Source organism: Parabacteroides sp. AT13, assembly GCF_002272965.1.
Taxonomy (GTDB): Bacteria; Bacteroidota; Bacteroidia; order Bacteroidales; family Tannerellaceae; genus Parabacteroides; species Parabacteroides distasonis.
Map to the genome: position 1 here is coordinate 36,775 of NZ_NQMH01000003.1, position 19,032 is coordinate 55,806.

The window sequence follows — 19,032 nt, forward strand, 5'->3', positions numbered from 1 at the left end:
TTTTATATTCATTCTTAATTCTTCTTTTTGATTGATATTTGAACGATTGTTGAACCTAAATTTTTTTAGAACCATGGCAGAGAAGACAAGATATTCAGACGCTGAGCTCGAGGAGTTCCGCGCTATTATATTAGAGAAACTGGAAATCGCGAAGAGGGATTACGAGCTTTTGCGATCAGGGGTTACGAATTCCGACGGTAACGACGTGGCTGATACGTCTCCTACATTCAAGGTGCTGGAGGAAGGCGCTTCTACGTTATCGAAGGAAGAGGCGGGCCGTTTGGCGCAACGCCAGATGAAATTCATCCAGAATTTACAGGCCGCTTTGATCCGTATCGAGAATAAGACCTACGGTATTTGCCGGGAGACTGGTAAATTGATCCCGAAAGAAAGGCTACGTGCTGTGCCTCATGCGACTTTAAGTATCGAAGCAAAACAAGGAGGTGCAAAGTAAATGAGATATTCTAAAGGTTGGGGAGCAGTGTTAATCATAATACTGCTCCTTCTTCTTGACCAAGTGCTGAAAATATGGATTAAGACCCACATGCAGTTGCATGAGAGTATAGAGATAACTCCGTGGTTTTATCTCTATTTTACTGAGAATCCGGGTATGGCATTCGGTATAGAGGTGATTGGGAAATTATTCCTTTCCGTATTCCGTATCGTGGCTGTATTGTTTATCGGATATTATTTGTATAAGCTGGTTAAAGAAAATTATAAATTCGGTTTTATTGCCTGTATATCTTTGGTTTTTGCGGGGGCGGTGGGTAATATAATCGACTCGATATTCTATGGCGTGATCTTCGACCATAGTTTCGGGCAACTCGCTACTTTTATGCCGGAGGGAGGTGGTTATGCCTCTTGGCTGCATGGTAAGGTGGTGGATATGTTCTATTTCCCATTGATAGAGACCGTATTCCCGGATTGGGTTCCGATCTGGGGTGGACAGGAGTTCGTTTTCTTCCGTCCGATCTTTAATTTGGCGGACTCGGCGATTTGCGTGGGAGTTTTCCTTTTGTTAATATTTTATCGGCATACTTTGTCGGCTAGCCTTTCGAAAGAAGAGAAATAAATGCGGAGAAAATTACGGATATATGGTATGGCTTTATTAGCCACGACGTTGCTGGCGGCATGTAGTAAGGTTCCGGATGGTATTCTGTCGGAGAAAAAGATGCAGGGTGTCTTGACGGATATGTTGCTGGCTGAGGCCATGGTAAATGTGGATTATAATACTTATAAATCCGATACCATGAAGCTTGCCTTGTATGAGTCTGTATTCCGTAAGCATGATATTACACAGGCGGTGTATGATAGCTCGTTGGTGTGGTACGGCCGTAACTTGGATATTTATATGGAGGTCTACAACCGGGTCTTGGCCGATCTTAATAAACGGATCAATAACTTAGGGGATGTGCAGGCGGACGCTGCGCCGGTATCGAACCGGGATTCTGTGGATATTTGGCCTCGCCGTTCTTATCTGGTCTTGTCTCCTACCTCTGTATTTAATGGGGTGACTTTCGATATACGTCCGGAAACGAATTATTCCTCGGGCAGTAGTTTCGTGCTGGGCATGCGTGTCTGGGGATTGAATAACAAAATGGCTTATAAGCCGGAGGTACGTTTAAGCGCAGACCAAGGTGATACGACCTTGACGGTGAATAGTAAGATCACGAAAGATGGATATCACGAGACGATCTTGAAGACTATACCAACTAAGAAAGTAAAGCGTGTGTTTGGATATATCCGTATGGATAATATGGATACGACTTATTATAAGGTGTATATAGATAGCTTAAGCTTGATGAAATATAACTATGGTAAGGAGCTTGCCGAATTACCTAAGGATTCTATTAAGTAATCTCTCTATTTGTTTATTATACTTATGAGAAGAATTGCCGCTCATTACGTTTGGTGTAAGCAGGTTTATCGTATGCATTATATCGAACTGGATGATAATGGTGCGTTTCATGGTGTTTACCCGTTGAATGAGGAGATAGCTGGAACCGCTTTTTATGATGGAGTGCTGGTGCCGGTTCTTTCCTCGGAACCGGCGATTGGTTTTAAGCAGGTGATGGGATCTTGGCCGGCGTTAACCGAAAAGATTACGCCGGGTTGTTCAGTCCATATATATCGTTTAAGCGGGATTCCCTTGGCGTCTGCGAAACTCGGCACAGACCACAGCTGTAGCGATGGCCACATTGAGAGACTCTGAGGTGTCTCTTCCTTCCGGATAGTTCGGGATATATAATTTTTCGTTTACAAAAGCCTCTATGGCGGGACGTATTCCATTTCCTTCATTACCCATTATCAAGATACCGTTTCCGGATAAGGTTTTCTCATATAAGTTTTCTCCGCCAAGGAAGGTGCCGTATAAAGGTATGGCTTGGGCTGATTGGGCCTGTAAGAACGTTTCCAGATCGGTGTAATGTATTTTTACGTGGGCGAGCGCACCCATAGTGGCTTGTACGGTTTTTGGACTGAAAACATCGGCGGTATCTTTGCTGCATACGATATGGGAAATACCGAACCAGTCCGCTAACCGGATGATCGTACCTAAGTTGCCCGGATCTTGGATTCCGTCTAATGCGAGAACAAGCTCCTTTTCCGGCGTTATTTCCGTTATATCCCAATTGGGGCGTTTAAAGATCGCGAGTACATCTTGGGGATTTTTCAGGAAGCTGGCTTTACGAATATCATCTTCTTCCGCTACCAATAACTCCTTGGCCGGAATATCGCCTTGTGTAGCCATCCAAGATGGCTTGGCTATTAATAACTCACATTCAAAGGCCGGTAACATATCGGCTACCAATTTATTTCCTTCGGCTACAAAAACATTATTTTCATTCCGGAATTTCTTTAATTCCAGAGAACGGATGTATTTGACTTTGGTCTTGCTTAGCATCTTAGTTCTTTTTACAAAACAAAAGTACGGTAAATTCTTTAAATTCCAGTACATTCGCGATCGTAAAAAGCTTGGAATGATGAATCGATCTCTACGTATATGCTATTTTATCTGTATCGTACTACTACTAACCTCTTGTAGTACGACCAAGTTTGTGCCGGATGGGGAATATTTGCTGGATAAGGTGGAGATCGTGTCGGATAACAGGGACTATAAGTCTGCGGATTTAAAATCTTATCTTAGGCAGCAACCAAACTTCAAGGTGTTTGGTCTGATGAAGTGGCAGTTGTTTGTCTATGATTGGTCTGGTAAGAATGAGAAGAAATGGATCAATAAACAGTTACGTAGGATTGGTGAGCCTCCCGTGGTGCTGGATACGATGTTGGTGGAACAGTCCGCCATGGAACTAGAGCGTTTTTACATTAATAAAGGGTATGTCCATGCGGATGTATCAACGACGATTGATACGGCACGCCATAAGAAAGCGGTTGTAACTTACCATATAAAGGCGAACGATCCGTATAGGATACGCAATTACACGATGAAGTTCCCCGATCCGAAAATTGATAGTTTGGCACATCTGAAAGCGCCTCGCCGCTCTCCCTTAGCTTCTGCGTTCCGGTCCTCACAGGAAGAGTATAACCAATTAGTTAAGGAAGGAACTTTATTTGACCGGGATATATTGGACAAGGAGCGGGAGCGTATTACGACCTTACTTCGCTGGAACGGGTATTATGGTTTTAATCGGGATTATTTAGGATATATCGCTGATAGTTCTTTTAACCAAAATGTCGTGGATCTTGATATGTCCATGAAACCTTATCGGAAGGTGTTGCCCAATGGGTCGGTAGAGGATCAGCCGCATCGTCAGTATTATATTAAGGATGTAACGGTCTTAACCGATTATAATCCGATGGGGGTAGGAGAGGACGCTAGTTTCATGGCTACAGATACGATGCTCAGCGCAGGGGTGAATATCGTATATGGCCGGAACGGGAAGAGTATCCGTCCGAGCGTGCTCCGGAGGAGTACTTATATTCGGCCGGGGCAATTATTTAGTGAGAAGAATATAGAGCAGACCTATTCGGCGTTCGCTTCTCTAAGGGCTTTGAGGAACGTAAATATACGTTTTACGGAAGTAGAGGAGCGGGATACGATGAAGTTGGATTGTTACATTCTCACTTCTCCCGCGAAGATAAATACGGTGGGAGTGGATTTGGAAGGTACTAACTCGGCGGGTGACTATGGGTTTGCCTCCAGCTTGAATTATCAGCATAGGAATATCTTCCGAGGATCGGAGCTGTTCTCGGCGAGGGTGAGAGGGGCTTACGAGGCGTTATCCGGAAATAAGGCGAATGGCTTTGGTAATTACTGGGAGTTAGGTGCGGAAGGGTCTTTGCTGTTTCCTCGTTTTTTGTTCCCGTTCTTGAGTTCGGATTTTCGTAGGCGGCTACGTGCGTCAACTGAAGCGAAAATAAGTTACAACCTGCAAAAACGTCCGGAGTATACGAGGGCGATTCTATCTGGTGGTTGGAGTTATATTTGGCAAGATCGGGGTAATACACAGGCACGCCATACCTTTAAGCTTGTAGACTTGAATTATGTGTATTTGCCGGATAAGAATATGGACTTTATCAATAGCTTGCCGGATTATATGGTGTTGTATAACTATACGAACCATTTTATCATGAGTTCGGGATATACTTATTCCTTCAGTAATTATTCTCCCCAGAATCGTTTGAGAAACACGCATTCCCTACGTGCGTCGGTCGAGGTCGCAGGGAATTTGTTGAGTGCCTTTTCGCATCTTACGGGGGCGAAGAAAAATGATGACGGTTATTATGAGTTGTTTGGTACGGAATATGCGCAATATGTGAAATTGGATTTCGATTTTAGTAAAGGAATCGTGCTTGACAGTCGTAACAAGTTAGCTTTCCATATAGGAGTGGGAGTGGGGATGGCTTATGGTAACTCAAACTATTTACCTTTTGAGCGTGCTTATTTCTCGGGGGGAGCGAATAGTGTCCGGGGATGGTCTGTACGAGAGTTAGGTCCGGGTAGTATGGAAGTTGACAGCACGACTTCTTTCGCTCTTCAATCGGGGGATATCCGCTTGGATTTGAACTTGGAATATCGAACGAAACTTTTTTGGAAGTTTGAATTGGCGGCTTACATAGATGCCGGAAACATATGGACCCGGAATGTATCTGATGAACGCTATAAGGCTGGAAACTTTGATTTCTCTCGTTTTTACAAGGAGATCGCTGTTTCCTATGGTTTGGGACTTCGTTTGGACTTTGATTTCTTTCTACTACGTTTAGATACAGGCTTCAAGGCTTATAATCCTCAGGAGAAAAAGTCTAGGCGTTGGGCGATAACCCGTCCTAATTTCAAGGATAATTTCGCCTTGCATTTTGCCGTTGGTTATCCATTCTAAATTCAATATGTAAAAAAGTGTACTAAAAGTTTGCAAGGAAAAGAAAAATCCTTACCTTTGCACCACGAAAATAAGGATGGTCAGGTAGCTCAGCTGGATAGAGCAACAGCCTTCTAAGCTGTGGGTCCTGGGTTCGAATCCCAGCCCGATCACGAGGGAGATTCTAAAAGAGTCTCCCTTTTTTGTGTCATAACTTCGTTGGCAAAGTATCTTAGGTGCGTGAGCCGATGTACTTAAGATACTTTTTTGGGGGGAGGGATCGACAAGAGGTTCTTTCTTTTTCCGACTGTGTCTTGTCCTGAAATAGCTTGACACTTTTAAGGGGCTAAAAAGTATAGAAATGATCAAAAGAAAGCCCAAAAGAGTGTTCACGGAACCCTTTAAATTATCCGTGTTACGCGAGTATTACAGTAGCGGAATGAGCAAGTATGCGATAACGAAGAAATATTCTTTGAGCCCTCCTTGCATATATAGATGGCTAAAAGAATACCCAGTGGGATCGGACCAGTTACCTTTGCCATCAGAAACAAAAGAGAGGTTACAGATGGTTCCCAAGCAATCGGATTTGACAGATATGGAGTCCCTTCAAAAGCGCATAGAGGAATTGCGTCGTTCTTTGGAGCTGGAGAAGATGCGTAGCCGTGCCTTCGAGAAGATGATAGAGATAGCGGAAGAGGAAGAAGGCATCAGTATATTCAGAAAAGATGGTGCCAAACAGTAACGGCGTTACGTGAGGAGTATCCCCATGAGAGTGTGGCTACCCTTTGCGGGCTGTTTGGAAAGAAACGCCAATGGTATTACGCGAACATGAAGGCGGATGTATCGGAGAGACAACGCGTCAAGCTTCTTGCTGACATGATAGGCTATTATCGTCTTTGTTGTCCCCGTATCGGAGGTTTCAAGCTGTTCCATTTACTGGAAAAGGATTTGGGACATGCTGTGACCCTCGGGCGAGACTCGTTCTTAAAGGTTTATGAATCAAAAGGCTTTAAGCTCAATCCCAACAAACGTAGGCGTACGACAGACTCCAATCATGTCTATAAAAGGTACCCCAATCTTATCAAGGGAAAAGACGCGCGGTATTCCAACCATATATGGGTGTCGGACATCACGTACGTGTGGATATTGGGGGACGTGTTGTACTTGCATCTTGTCACCGACGCCTATTCGCACGCCGTATTGGGCTGGTGCCTATCCGACAGTCTCAGCGCCTCGCATACGACAGAGGCCTTGCGCATGGCGATCCGGATCGCCGGAGGCGGCAACCTTTGCGGTACCATACACCACTCGGACAGGGGGTCACAATACGCCAGCGAGGCTTACGTCAGCTGCCTCATGGAGCATCACATACGGATAAGCATGACAGAAGGATATGAGCCGACAGACAACGCCATGGCGGAAAGACAGAACGGGATCTTCAAGGTCGAATGGATATACGAGCAGGAAATGTACAGGGATAAAGAACAGGCGATCAATGAGATCAATCGTATGATTGACTTTTATAACAACCGAAGACCTCATATGAGCATCGGAATGGAGTGCCCGATGGAGGTGTATAAAGGCAAACTGCCGGGGAAAAATCTTTGGCGAAAAAGACCCTGATTCTTTTTGATTCCTTACATTTGTACGCCGAGAATATGGATCACTCTGGTATATCCATTGTCCATTCTTGATGACAGGCTTTTTGGTAGGCTTTATCAGAGAGTGACAAGTAAGCCAGGAGGATCATGAGTTTATTGACAATAAATCCAATCTCTCAAAAATAGTATATATAATGATTTGAAATTCAGTGTGTTGAAAATTTTATAGTTTTAATTGAGGAACAAATAAGAAACAAAATTGCTAATTAAAGGCATTTCCCGATTTTTTGTTTTCACTCTGTTTCTTTCCTTGCACTTACTTATAATCGGGACTTCTTGAACCAGCTTCCTACCAGAATTTTTTTCCTCGTCCGACGGTTGTATTTGAACTTCCAAGAACCATTGCAGCCAAAAGAAAAGCAAGCCTTCTTTAATTCATACAAAGATAAGGAAAAACTTATAGGCAGGCAAATTTGTCTGCCTAAATATAGTTTACTTTGATTTAGCATATATATAGGCTAATGGACTAAACTAAACCTTTTCCCGAACTTCGTAAAACACTCTGGTCCCATTGTGCAGCCAAAAGAAAAAAAGATTCCACGGCATATTTTTCTTTTCGCTGCAACTCCCTTTTTATAAACCATCAACCTTTTACACGAGATCTTCTCTTCCCTGTATTCGCACATCCGCTTTCGGGCTGTCTGATATGAATTGTGTCGCAAAGGTACTTGACATGTCTTTCTTGTATGCAAGGTCACAGCCTGACGGTTCACGACAAAATCTCCACGCTCCGCTTTGCGGAGGTAGTATTTGGTTGTGAAACCCTGCATAAAGAGCCATGTCACCTTTTGAAGCGACATAATTAAATCAAGCCCGAAAGTAGCTGATGCTACAAGAGGGAAAAAAGAAAACTCAAAATTTAAGATTATGGCGAACTATGCAACAAACATTTTTCACGCAAGTACGGAAAACAAGCAAGACCTCGATAAAATAGAGGCATTTCTGGACGATAATTTCAACGGTTTTGTCAATCGGTATGGCGACACTGTAGATGCAGAATTTTCTTCCCGTTGGGAATACCCAGAAAAAGAAATCGACGAACTGGTAGCTTCTTTGGAAGCCAAAGATAAAATCTATATCCGCATACTGACATACGAGTTAGAGGACGAATACGTGAGCTTTCGGATATTCTCGCAAGGCAAGTGGGACATTAAGCTGTAACCTAAAAACGCATTCACTATGTACGAATACGAAGAAGACAGCGATATTATCGGTTTGTCTTGCACACTGCTCAATCCATACAAAGGTTACACGGAAGGTACAATCGTGGGCAACTATGGTAACACCATAGTTGTCCGCCTTGAAAGCGGCAAGGAAATTTCAGAATACCGTGATGAAGTGATTATCCATGATTAAACGATAGCAAACGTATGACACAGATAGCAACAAAATTCGTCAAATGGGATATTCCCGAACTGGCGACATTACAGGACAGCAAGGTTTACAAATTGCGGGTACACCTGAACAACGGAGGCAAGTTAAACCGGGAAGAAAAGAACTGGATTACCCGTAACGTGTGGGAAAGCATCTATTTCAAACGTGGAATTGCCTTGAGCGGTTATCATTTTGATTTTTCCGACGTTCTCAAACGGTATTTCGTCAAACAGCACGGAAGCATTCACGAGTATTATGCGATTGACAAAACAGCGTTACGCTCGATACTGTACGGCAGAATCGAGGATATTGTAGAAGTAAACAGTTAAACAACAAGGATATGGGAGAATACAAATTTTATCAAGACCGTAAGGTTACAAGTTGGGAACGGGATTATTTCAGTGTAAAAGCAAATAGTTACGAAGAAGCCGAGGCAATCGTCCGCTCATGGAACTGTGAGGACGTGTCGAACATCATTGACAACCGTCTTTGCTATGAAGAGTGGCAAGCATTGACCGATACATCGGAATCTATGCTCCCCGAAGAAAACGACGGCAACCCGACAATAGAGATTTTCAACGAAGACGGAGAATCAATAATGACCAATGTACCTAAAACACCTCAATCAAACCAATAGAACCATGAACGTAACAATCGAACACGTCTTTTGCCGCTATAGCGATGAAGCGGAAGAAATCTATTTCCGAATCATGAACACGATTCTTTTTGCAACTGACGAAACCGAACTTCGTGCAAGTATGGAACGTTTGAAGAACGAGACCTCACTCGATGAGTATTTTATATTCGGATACGGAGCACACCATATCTGGATAAACCAACGGCGACCGAGTGATAAAAACAGAATTTTCAAAAATCGGATTATGGTAGCCCATTTCTGACGGGAACGGGCAAGAGACCTCCGATGTACTTTTGCGGGCTAAACCGGAACTGCCAGTTTCAGCCCGTTTCTTTTTCTCTCGGCAGACATGCCGGCGCAATACCTTTTTTATCCTCATAATTAAAATTCTTATACAACCCGGAGGCCCATTTATATTTTCTTTTCGCTGCAACCCTTTTATATAAGCTATCGAACCTTTTGCAAGAGACCTTCTTTTCCCTGTGTTCGCACGTCGCTTTCGGGCTGCCTGATATGAATTGTGTCGCAAAGGTACTTGTCATGTCATTCTTGTATGCAAGGTCAAAGACTGACGGTTCACGACAAAATCTCCACCCTTCGCTCCGCACGGGTAGTATTTAATCGTGAAACCTTGCATAAAGAGCCATGACACCTTTCGAGGCGACATAATTAAATCAGGCCCGAAAGTAGCTGGTGCTACAAGAGGGAAAAAAGAAAACTCAAAATTTTATAGATTATGGCAAACGATGTAACAAATTCAAATGGACGAGTAACGGCAGACGAAGTAATACACAAGGATTCGGTTTTCAGATACCAACTGTTAGACCGCTTACGGTCAGATTGCGAGTATTACCTTAATTACGGTAACAGACACCCGAAATCCTTATGGGCTGGCGACGAAAAATTGCAAATTGAATTTATGATAAAACTGCATGAGAGTTTCAAAGAGGACGAAAAACCAGAATGGCTTACGATGGATGAGATTTTAGAATACAGCAAGAAAATGATAGCTCAAGAAGAATAAAATTACAACTAAGGAACAGACTAAAAATGTGATTTTATGGCATGGTTAGCAGTAAATAAAGACGGAACAGAATGGATAATGCCCGGAAAGCCCGTTCGAGGCTGGTGCGGGCATTGGGAGTACTCGGAAAAAGTGTACGTCGAGAGCGAGCAAGGGTACGTATCAATCGAGATAGAACTCCCCAAGGGGTCTGTTTACAAACTACTCGGTAAGGAGCTGACATGGGATGATGAACCGGTGGAATTGCAGACCGAAACAGAAAAGAGGTAAAAGCAAGCGGGCTGAACGTAGCATCGGTTTCAGCCCGCTTATACCGGCTAAACAGGTACACACCGGCGGGAATCCCTTTTTTATCTCCGTAACAGACATCCATACCGTTTCCTTCGGAAATAACCTTTTATACCTTTTGGCAGGCTATATCCTTTTGTAGAAAACGTCCGTTCGTGCGAAGGCGGTTCCTCCGCTTTGTTTCAAGACAGACTTCAGCCCTTTTTCCTTTTCCTCTTCTTTCCCTCATTTCTCTTGCCGGATAGAGACAGCGACATCAATACGCTGCATACATCTTTTGTCGGCTCTTCGTTTGGGCCCCCTTTCCACTATGCAGCGTACATGGTTGTATAAACGGTATATCGTTCTTGCCGCTTCAACCCCAAACAACCGATACGCTTTCTTGCCAGATGTTCTTCCCGCCCACCTGCCGGAACGGGAGCGGTCTTGTGTCAGTGGACGGACAGGTCTTTCATGTCTCCGAATCCGCTGCGGATTGTTTCGCCTCGACTTTTTCGCGACCGCTTTCTATTTGAAGTCGCCATATCGTTTTTCGTTGCAAAGTTAGTATGCAGACGGGCGCGACCTGGTGGTCTTGACCAATGGCGTATCGCACAAATCTTCCTTTATCGGGCCTGCGGTTTGGGGCTTCGCCTCCAAAATAAAGAGTATTTATGCGCTATCCTTGGTGCAGCCCTTTACTGCACCTACTTTTTATGCACCGTAAAACTGATTTATTAACTTCAAAAAGCAATCGCAATGAAAAAGATCGAGAACAATTTCGCAGTAACCGGATTCGTGGCAAAAGATGCCGAAGTCCGTCAGTTCACCACCACAAGTGTCGCACGTTTCCCGCTGGCAGTAGCCCGTCAGGAGAAGAACGGCGAAGAAACCAAGCGCATATCCGCTTTCATGAACATTGAAGCGTGGCGCAAGAACGAGAATACCGGGTCGTTCGACCAGCTCACCAAGGGCACGCTGCTTACCGTGGAGGGCTACTTCAAGCCCGAAGAGTGGACCGACAAAGACGGCGTGCTGCACAACCGCATCGTAACGGTCGCCGTCAAGTTCTATCCCGCTGTCGAGAAAGAGGAGGAAGCTCCTGCGGAACCGGTAAAGAAGCAGGAAAAAGGCAAGAAGTAATTCCTGCCTTATCCGGACAAAGCGGCTTGAAAGCCGCTTTTGTTTTACTCGTTACCGTTCCGGAACGTCCACACTTTTATACTCCTTCATACTCCACACGAAGAGTCCGCCGCCGTCCATTGATTTTCCCGTGCAAAGTTAAGGCGGTCGGGAATCGGCAAGGCGCGGCTTCATTTGTCGTTAACAACCATCAACTCGCAAGCTCGTCAATACTTGTTCAACACAAATGAAATCGTCCACGGGACTATCCGCTTCCTCCTTGCCTTATTTCCCTTCTGTCCGCCTTGTGGCCCGCACGTAAATCAAATCCCGCCGGACGAGGGAAACCCTCCGAAAGCAGGGATAAAAACGAAAGTCAAACTTAAAATTCAAAATGTATGAAACAGATGATTTGGTCAAGCTATGACCTGTTGGACGAAACGGCAAAAGAAGAATATCAAAATTCCCAGCGGGAAATATTGGACGATGACAGTTACGAGGTCAGCGATGAAGAATGGGCAGAAGAAGTATATTGCCGGCTGGACGACGAACGAAGCAATCTGAATAAAGAAGTGGACGGCATTATTGTCGTGTTCGGCAACTTGGGATTATGGAACGGCCGGAGACGAGGCTATCAAATATTGGGCAGCACCATTGCCGATATTTTGAAATCCCAGTGCGACGATGCAGAATGGTACGGCGACGGCTACAACATTCGCGGACGGATGGACCATCATGACGGTACGAACTATACCTTATACCGTATCGCCAAAGGCCGTGACGAAGCGGAACGTATCGCCGATAAGATTTACAACCGTGAAATCGACGAAGAAGGCTTCCGCCGGAGAACACGTTCCCTCTATCCGTATGTAGCCGCCGTGTACGGCTGGAAAACAAGGCAGCGCAAGCCGGACAAGGCCGCATAAAAATGCTGCCCGCAAAATACCGCAACGCACCCGCCAGAGGTGGTTGCGGTATCCTTTATTGAATGACTGAAATACAGAACCATCACCTTTTATAATCAGCTTCGTTCCTTTTTTATCTCATGTTTTTTGTGAAACCGGGAATGGACGAATATTTTGAACTGACGGACGAAGGTTACGAGTGGGTCTCCTAAACATTCGGTACAGATAATGACAGGTACGGGTTCGGGATACATTGGCAATGGATGTGTCCTGAATCCTTTTGCCGGAATTACCCTTTTATATCTTCATGACTCTTTCCCTTTTATCGAAGCGTATTCCGTACCCCATTGTACTCCGGCTAACCAACCGGAAAGCAATCCTCTTATAACACCTTAGCTTCCCCATTTTACTCCTTACAGCCGTTCCCCAGACACACTCCATGCCGAAAGCCCGCTTATTTTTTCTGCAAAGTTCGATTGCCGGCTGCCAGTCCCGGCAAGGACCGCTGGCGCTTGCAACCGGAAAATCTTCCTCTCCGACTTCGTTGGAGAGCGTATTTCCCGTTGCCTCCTTGTCTGGACTGACCGTCAATCCTGTGGCAGAAAAATAACCAGCCTCTCGGTACGAGATTGTACCAAAGGGAAAAACAAAAAATAGTTCAAACTTAAAATTTAAAGCGTATGACATTTAGAGAATTTATGCGAGAAAACGGTTACGAGTTACAGACAACTTTTTGGGAGGACTTCTCAATAGCGGACCGATTCGGTCTGTCAGCTATACAAGACACTTTCAAACGTGCTTTCGAGGAATGGAAAAATAACTATAAATACCTCACGGAACTGATATTGGTACTCAATCATAAAATCTGGCAGTATTATGAAACGAAACCGGAATTTGCGACACTTTACAATACCCTTTGGGAACAGGCAGGTCAATATGCGGTAGAGAACCTGAAAGATGACGAGTTAAGTTATTATTACGAGGTGACGGATTAAGCAAGGGAACACAAAGAGTCGGCTTTCATCGGCGGCTCTTTGTGCCACTTCCTTTTTTATAGCATACGGCAAAACAAATACCGCAACCGTCCGCAAAAGACAGTCGCGGTATCGTGTTATCCTGTATAACCATTGTCAACGGTCTCCCGAAACACTATGAAGAAAACCGTTTATACTTTCTTTATTTTCCCTCTTTTACCGCATCTAAGAATGTCTTTGCAGGCTTGAACGCAGGAACAGAGTGAGCCGGAATCACGATGGTCGTATTCTTTGAAATGTTACGAGCCTTTTTCTCTGCCCTTTGTTTGATGATGAAACTTCCGAATCCTCGCAGGAACACCTCGTTCCCGGCAATCATCGACTCCCTGACACTCTCCATGAATGCCTCCACTACAGTTGTCGCTACCGACTTTTCTATTCCGGTCTCCTGTGCGATCCGGGCAATAATATCTGCTTTTGTCAGACTGTTTTATTATAAAATCCGTTGCAAAGATAATAACATATCTCTTTGTCGTCTGGATTGCCAGCCTGATAATGTTACGGAAAACGATAATCCACCTTTATCTCACGGTGTTCCTTCGGCACGAACCAGACAATCGGAAAGCCCCGATAAAAGGAGAGAAACATAAAAAACATACAAATCCGTATCCTGTAGTCAAGGCAGGCAAACACCCGATCACCATTTATCGGTCATGATGGTAATCACTCTTGCTGAAACCACCGAATATAGCTTTCAGAATCTTTCCGATAACATAGAAAACCACTATAAAAACGATAAGTTCTCCCATATTCTATACTACTTAAAGTTAATATAAAGATACTAAAAATCAACGAGAACAGAAAACATATAGCCCTGATTCTCAAAAAAATCCATTTCAATCCGGCTAATACGAAAGCTCATTGCCCATCTTTCGGCTTACGCTTGCCCAACGGTCCTTTGAATTTTCCCCTATTGAGCTTTACCCCGTGCCGGTTGAGCACACTGAACACCGAACTCCGGCTGTTGTACCCGCTTACCGCCATGATGTCCTCGAAAGAATGACCGTTGACATACATATCAACGATGGTATTCTCCCGGTCGGCCTTATCCATCGCCTTCATCGTTTTTCTCGGGACCTTCGCTTTCTGTTGCAGATTCATGACATGTGCGGACGAATACCGCAATACCGCCACCTCTTCGGGTAGCGCCCCGAACATATCCAGTACATCGGCTGCCGTCGTTTCGGGGAACAGTTTTCCCCGCGAGTCGATCCGGTCATGGATGGAAATGATACGCACCACTTTGATTCGGCACAACTCAATAAACGCGGACAATTCGCGCGACCCACGGAGAGCGTTGCTGAATTTGGCCACGACAATCTCGTCACCTCTTTCGAGATTCGCTACAAGCTGTTTCCATCTGGGGCGCAGAGCCTCGTTTTCGACAAGTTCCTCTATCACTTGTACACAACCGTATTTCTGCATCCACTCTTTATCAGCCTCGAATCCGTCGTAACGATCCGCCTTGAATATGTAACCTACTTTTGCCATATCATTGTGCACTTCTATAAGAATAAGTACAAATATAAGAGTTTTATTTTAAACTAAACCATACTTTGAACGAAAATGATATGAAGGGCTTTCTGTGTCCTTCGTTTCTTTCACTTATTTTCATTGAAAATCAAACTATTAAGTGCAATGTTAAAAATGGTTTATAAAACGATTTTCGGCGCTTGTCATCTTGAAAAGAATACTTAGATTTGTGCTGTAAAATACAAAATGAACTATGAATTGTAAAAATCAATACTTAAAAATTGTACTATCGATTGCTGGACTTTCTGCCGTTCCGATTGCCATTTTCACACTTACATCGTGCGACGGTTCGAACGTCAAATCACTGGTTGAAGCCCAACCTACTCCAGCCGGTCTGTATCGGGAGTATCTGTCCGAAACACGCGGGCAAAAAGAACTTTCCTTTGAGGATTTGACCGCGTATATCGGGAAGTGGCAGACCTTGAAAGATTCCGTGACCGCAACCATGCGCCGGGACACGACCTATCGGGCACATTCCGACATACGTGAAGAGTGCATTCTGCTGCACGATTCCGTCCGTGCGGAACTTTCTCGGCTGGCGATGTCGAAACCTCGCACCTATAAAGAAGTGCTGATTCTGAAAGAACGTTTCTCTTCCTATACCGGAGACGTGGAACTGCATCGTTCCGCCGAAGAAATCCGTCCGTTTTTCGCAGAATTGGATAAACGTCCGGCCTGTCGGGGTAACAAGGAGCAAATTCTGTCAGCATATCGTAACGTGCTTGCCGAAACCCTGAACAATGGAATACATGGGAACGGCGACCTCAAAAAATTCATCGAAAGGGAGGATGCCGCTTTTCGAGCTTTCCTGTCCGGGTTGCACGAGCTTGGCGAAGCGAATATGGCCGACATCACCCGTGACACAGAGAAATGCTGCTCCGAGGTGTTTTTCGCCGCTGGGCGCAAGGAAATCACTTACAAGGACGCCACGATATACATGGCCTTACGTACCGACCGTCGGCTGATCCAGAACGTGCGTGCCTGTCTTGACAACATACGCCGTGGAAAGGTCGTAACGCCCGAACAGGCACAAGCCTATGTCTGGATGATTCTACAGCCCTACGCTTCCTTGGACGGCCTCTGCATGACGCTATTGTCCCGGAAGATAAGGAAACCCTTTACAGGATGGCCGCAGAAACACCCGCCGCATTCGAGAAACTGCGCAGAATCCTGCCGTCGGAGGGCGACCGGTTGGACGAACTGCCCGGTATGCTCATGGAGATATTCATCGCCTCGTTGTAAAAGCCTATTCACAAAATAAACGATATATGATTATGTTACGACACTTTCTGGATGACTTCATGTCGTTCGTACCCCTGCAAATGCCGCAGCTTCTCAATGTGGCAACGATGGAGGAGCCGCAGTTCTACGGTGACTATGTTCTGCTCACATTCCCGCTGCGGGACCCCTATGATCTGGAGGAGGTCATGGACATATTCGAGGACGACATGGAGCTGATTACACTCTACCACCATGTGCCGGTCGGACTGGAGAAATCCGGTCATAGCACCTGTGCCTACTCCAATCCCGCTTTCGGGCAGATGTTCAAGATGAACGCCCGGACAGACGCGGACGGCAAGGTAAACCGTATCATCGCGACCATTTACGATTCGTTGGAGCTGATGTACGGCGACCTGTGTCTCGATCTGAAACTCCACGCCGGGAACGGCAGCTTCAAGTACAAAAAGAATCAGGAAGACGTGTTGTTGGATTTCATGTAAAACAACCCCTATGCGAAACACGATATACCGCCAAATGGTTTTCTGTATCGACACGTACCGCACGTGGATAGAAGTGGCCGATGACAACCTCTACAAGGAACACGTCATTTCGAGAAACACCCGGACCGACTTCCTTGTGACCCGCACGCTGGTACTGCGGGCCTACAAACCGCATGGTCCATACGAAAAGGGCATGACGTGGACGATTCCGGAGCATGATCTGGACACGGCACTGGCTACATATCGTAAGCAGAACGGCACATTCAAATCCCGGATGAAGAAAGGCGCGTCGTCCCTGACAGCCGAAGACACCGAGAACATTATCCGCTTGGCCACCCACGGGATTGTCCGATTGGAACTCGTGGTACGGCCCGTTCATATACCTTCAAAACCCTATTACCTGTTATGACCTGGATTATATTACAATTCGTATTTCTTGCAATGCCTGTCGTCCTTCCGGCACTGTTGTACAGAAGCAGGCGTTGCTTCATGGCAAGATTCTACGATAAAATGGTGTGGAGCGAAAAGGCCGCAGGCTGTACGCCCATGTGCTGCTTATCGTATTACTCTTGTTTCATTATGTCTATACGAGTGGACACCCGGCGAGTTCGGTATCGTGCCATCTACCATCGTGTGTGCCGCATGGGCCTCTTTCAGGCGGGCGGACCGATGGATGCGCGGCTTGCTCGACCGGCCGAAACGTTTCGTCTGGTTTGCGCTCTTGGCATTGGTCATCGGCTTCGTGCCGCATCTGTACACGATGGCCGTAACAATCGCCTTTGTTCTTTTGGCTGCCCTGTTCTACCCGTCGGCAAGGGTCATGTCCGAAAAGACAGACATACGCAAATTCCTCGAATGGCTGGAATGTCCCGGAGCATTAGCCGACAGTTATCATAGTATCATCACGCGAGGCTGCCACGATAATGCGGATAATGGCAACCTGAAACTATCCGCACATTATGAATCATCAAAAACAGAATGAAAATGAGAAATAGAAATGAAGCGCCCGCCGCCATACTGGCGAACGTGGAAGTGTTCGACTACCTGAAAGAAAAAGTCGGCGAGCGGAAAACGAGAACGGAAGCCTACTGCGATTTGTTGGATAAATCGCTGGCAGGTTTCGTCTCCCCGTTTTTAAGAAGGCAGGACTACGACCTCTCTCCCTGCCAGTGCCATGTAACCGTTTCCGACCTTGCATCGGATGGCATTGGCATCGGGCTACTGTCCGCTCGTTTCTGTACACGCTCGAAGCGCTCGACAGTTTAGAACGCATCCGGCTGGCAAAAAGCGTCGTCATTACCATGCCCCTGCGGACCGGCACGCCTGCCATGCCGGACAGCGGACGGAAGAAAGCGGACTTTGCCACAAGAATACAGGAAGCATTGTACGACCTGGATAATCGGCAAAGCAACCTCTTTCGATGTGGGTAAATCATGTGGACAAATCATGCGCCAGACCTTGACGGAGATAGCCGGACGGGACAGTCGTATCTATCCGGACATCATTCCGACACGGCATCGGCACAGACCGTCCGGTCGGAAGAACAGCTGTGTGAGACCGTCTTGGAATGTATTGCCCATGCCGCCCTCTGGCGGTTCTGCGTAAATCGAGGTTCGACGACGGCTCGCCGCTCGTGCAGTTCTTCCGGCTCGACCTCAGCGGGGAATGGGCGGCGTTCATCGAGGCCTCGAAAGAGCTTGCAGAGCTTGTTATCGACGGAAAACCGGACGGGACAGGCTTCGGTACGGACGAAGAGACGGAACGCCTTGAATCGCTTCGCAAACCCTTTTTATCGCTTCTGGCGAAGGCGCAGGAGGAAAGCTGAACGGGGATTCGCGGACAGAGATTGTATAACCACGGGCAATTCTCCCCAGTTCAGGTTCAAATATCCTTCCAGTTATAGCAGGCATCCGGGCTTGCCCGTCTGCCACTGAACAAAGGGAAGGGGGAGCCTAATACCCCTGCTGACTGACGTCGCAGGGAGAAGTGTCCAAGCAAGCAGCAAGCTGGGACACGGGGAATTGTCCGAAACAACACGAAAACAGTATGGCAAATGCAAAACAGGTTCTCGATGTTCAGGTATCGAAAGGGATCACCGCCGCCCAAGGCAACGAACACCTGCGTAATCGCAGCGAAGAGGCGGAGAAGTACGCCATGAGCAAGGGCAACTACGACCCCACCCGCAAACATCTGAACTTCGAGATTGTGCCCGGAGGCAAGGTTCGCCCCATCGACACGAGCCGCAATATCCCGGAACGGATAGCGGACATATTGGGCCGTCGCGGGATCAAAGACCCCAACGAGGGATTGGTTGAACCGAAATACCGCACGGTGGTAAACATCATTTTCGGCGGTTCGCGGAAGCGGATGCACGAACTCGCTTTCGGCACGCAGAAGGTGGATTTTGAAAAAGGTGCGGACAATACCCGCATCAAA

The 19,032-nt window shown here is 46.1% G+C and carries 21 protein-coding genes, 1 tRNA gene and 4 pseudogenes; 23 read left to right on the forward strand and 3 right to left on the reverse strand.

Features of this window, described 5'->3' with window-relative positions; translation table 11 throughout:
• The first annotated feature begins 73 nt into the window (after positions 1-73).
• The 3 genes from CI959_RS21115 to CI959_RS21125 are packed head-to-tail and all read left to right on the forward strand — an operon-like array spanning position 74 to position 1,858.
• A complete protein-coding gene (locus tag CI959_RS21115) occupies positions 74-454 on the forward strand; it encodes a TraR/DksA C4-type zinc finger protein (protein WP_005855535.1) in 381 nt (126 codons plus the stop codon).
• On the forward strand, positions 455-1,072 hold the full coding sequence (locus CI959_RS21120) for a lipoprotein signal peptidase (RefSeq protein WP_005855536.1): 618 nt from the start codon (positions 455-457) through the stop codon (positions 1,070-1,072). It abuts the gene before it with no gap.
• A complete protein-coding gene (locus tag CI959_RS21125) occupies positions 1,073-1,858 on the forward strand; it encodes a DUF4296 domain-containing protein (protein WP_008771662.1) in 786 nt (261 codons plus the stop codon).
• A gap of 276 nt (positions 1,859-2,134) precedes the next feature.
• Here the strand turns inward: CI959_RS21125 and CI959_RS21135 are convergent, their stop codons facing one another.
• Positions 2,135-2,902, reverse strand: coding sequence for an RNA methyltransferase (locus CI959_RS21135; RefSeq protein WP_005855539.1), 768 nt, complete (start codon positions 2,900-2,902; stop codon positions 2,135-2,137).
• Between the two features lie 76 nt (positions 2,903-2,978).
• Here CI959_RS21135 and CI959_RS21140 point away from each other — a divergent pair, with 76 nt between their 5' ends.
• The 14 genes from CI959_RS21140 to CI959_RS21225 all read left to right on the forward strand — a co-directional run bounded on the left by CI959_RS21140 (position 2,979) and on the right by CI959_RS21225 (position 13,303).
• On the forward strand, positions 2,979-5,339 hold the full coding sequence (locus CI959_RS21140; protein ID WP_005855540.1) for a BamA/TamA family outer membrane protein: 2,361 nt from the start codon (positions 2,979-2,981) through the stop codon (positions 5,337-5,339).
• Between the two features lie 78 nt (positions 5,340-5,417).
• A tRNA-Arg gene (locus CI959_RS21145) sits at positions 5,418-5,491 on the forward strand.
• Between the two features lie 188 nt (positions 5,492-5,679).
• Positions 5,680-6,060, forward strand: a complete 381-nt coding sequence (locus CI959_RS22005) for a transposase (protein WP_008780911.1) — start codon at positions 5,680-5,682, stop codon at positions 6,058-6,060.
• A gap of 32 nt (positions 6,061-6,092) precedes the next feature.
• On the forward strand, positions 6,093-6,941 hold the full coding sequence (locus tag CI959_RS21375; RefSeq protein ID WP_036628659.1) for an IS3 family transposase: 849 nt from the start codon (positions 6,093-6,095) through the stop codon (positions 6,939-6,941).
• Between the two features lie 905 nt (positions 6,942-7,846).
• On the forward strand, positions 7,847-8,140 hold the full coding sequence (locus tag CI959_RS21165; protein WP_004289507.1) for a hypothetical protein: 294 nt from the start codon (positions 7,847-7,849) through the stop codon (positions 8,138-8,140).
• An 18-nt stretch (positions 8,141-8,158) separates the two neighbouring features.
• Positions 8,159-8,335 (forward strand): hypothetical protein, encoded by a 177-nt coding sequence (locus CI959_RS21170; protein ID WP_004289506.1) that lies wholly within the window; start codon positions 8,159-8,161, stop codon positions 8,333-8,335.
• A 14-nt stretch (positions 8,336-8,349) separates the two neighbouring features.
• Entirely contained in the window at positions 8,350-8,682 is a 333-nt protein-coding gene (locus CI959_RS21175) for a hypothetical protein (RefSeq protein ID WP_005777168.1), read from the forward strand.
• Positions 8,683-8,693: 11 nt separating this feature from the next.
• Positions 8,694-8,990, forward strand: coding sequence for a hypothetical protein (locus tag CI959_RS21180; RefSeq protein ID WP_004289504.1), 297 nt, complete (start codon positions 8,694-8,696; stop codon positions 8,988-8,990).
• Positions 8,991-8,994: 4 nt separating this feature from the next.
• Positions 8,995-9,252, forward strand: a complete 258-nt coding sequence (locus tag CI959_RS21185) for a hypothetical protein (RefSeq protein ID WP_004289503.1) — start codon at positions 8,995-8,997, stop codon at positions 9,250-9,252.
• 474 nt (positions 9,253-9,726) lie between these two features.
• A complete protein-coding gene (locus CI959_RS21195; protein ID WP_004289501.1) occupies positions 9,727-10,014 on the forward strand; it encodes an LPD11 domain-containing protein in 288 nt (95 codons plus the stop codon).
• A 36-nt stretch (positions 10,015-10,050) separates the two neighbouring features.
• On the forward strand, positions 10,051-10,284 hold the full coding sequence (locus CI959_RS21200; protein WP_004289500.1) for a hypothetical protein: 234 nt from the start codon (positions 10,051-10,053) through the stop codon (positions 10,282-10,284).
• A 756-nt stretch (positions 10,285-11,040) separates the two neighbouring features.
• Complete coding sequence (locus CI959_RS21205) at positions 11,041-11,424, forward strand: single-stranded DNA-binding protein (RefSeq protein WP_004289499.1); 384 nt, start codon at positions 11,041-11,043, stop codon at positions 11,422-11,424.
• Positions 11,425-11,801: 377 nt separating this feature from the next.
• Positions 11,802-12,329, forward strand: coding sequence for a hypothetical protein (locus tag CI959_RS21215; protein WP_004289498.1), 528 nt, complete (start codon positions 11,802-11,804; stop codon positions 12,327-12,329).
• 659 nt (positions 12,330-12,988) lie between these two features.
• The gene (locus CI959_RS21225) at positions 12,989-13,303 is read left to right on the forward strand and encodes a hypothetical protein (RefSeq protein WP_004289495.1); all 315 of its coding nucleotides are present in this window, start codon (positions 12,989-12,991) and stop codon (positions 13,301-13,303) included.
• A 181-nt stretch (positions 13,304-13,484) separates the two neighbouring features.
• Here CI959_RS21225 and CI959_RS21230 read toward each other — a convergent pair whose 3' ends face one another.
• A complete protein-coding gene (locus CI959_RS21230; RefSeq protein ID WP_005777181.1) occupies positions 13,485-13,766 on the reverse strand; it encodes an HU family DNA-binding protein in 282 nt (93 codons plus the stop codon).
• Positions 13,767-14,200: 434 nt separating this feature from the next.
• Positions 14,201-14,833 (reverse strand): recombinase family protein, encoded by a 633-nt coding sequence (locus CI959_RS21235; protein ID WP_004289492.1) that lies wholly within the window; start codon positions 14,831-14,833, stop codon positions 14,201-14,203.
• A gap of 235 nt (positions 14,834-15,068) precedes the next feature.
• Here CI959_RS21235 and CI959_RS21240 point away from each other — a divergent pair.
• From CI959_RS21240 to CI959_RS21270, 6 genes and pseudogenes are all read left to right on the forward strand, one after another.
• Positions 15,069-16,117: pseudogene (locus tag CI959_RS21240) on the forward strand (hypothetical protein).
• Positions 16,118-16,143: 26 nt separating this feature from the next.
• The gene (locus tag CI959_RS21245) at positions 16,144-16,596 is read left to right on the forward strand and encodes a hypothetical protein (protein WP_004289490.1); all 453 of its coding nucleotides are present in this window, start codon (positions 16,144-16,146) and stop codon (positions 16,594-16,596) included.
• A gap of 10 nt (positions 16,597-16,606) precedes the next feature.
• Entirely contained in the window at positions 16,607-17,005 is a 399-nt protein-coding gene (locus CI959_RS21250) for a hypothetical protein (RefSeq protein WP_005777184.1), read from the forward strand.
• Positions 17,002-17,578, forward strand: a pseudogene (locus CI959_RS21255) (hypothetical protein). Before CI959_RS21250 ends, CI959_RS21255 begins: the two are co-directional and overlap by 4 nt.
• Positions 17,579-17,580: 2 nt before the next feature.
• Positions 17,581-18,421: pseudogene (locus tag CI959_RS21260) on the forward strand (MarR family transcriptional regulator).
• Between the two features lie 221 nt (positions 18,422-18,642).
• A pseudogene (locus CI959_RS21270) lies at positions 18,643-19,032 on the forward strand (plasmid recombination protein); the annotation flags it as partial.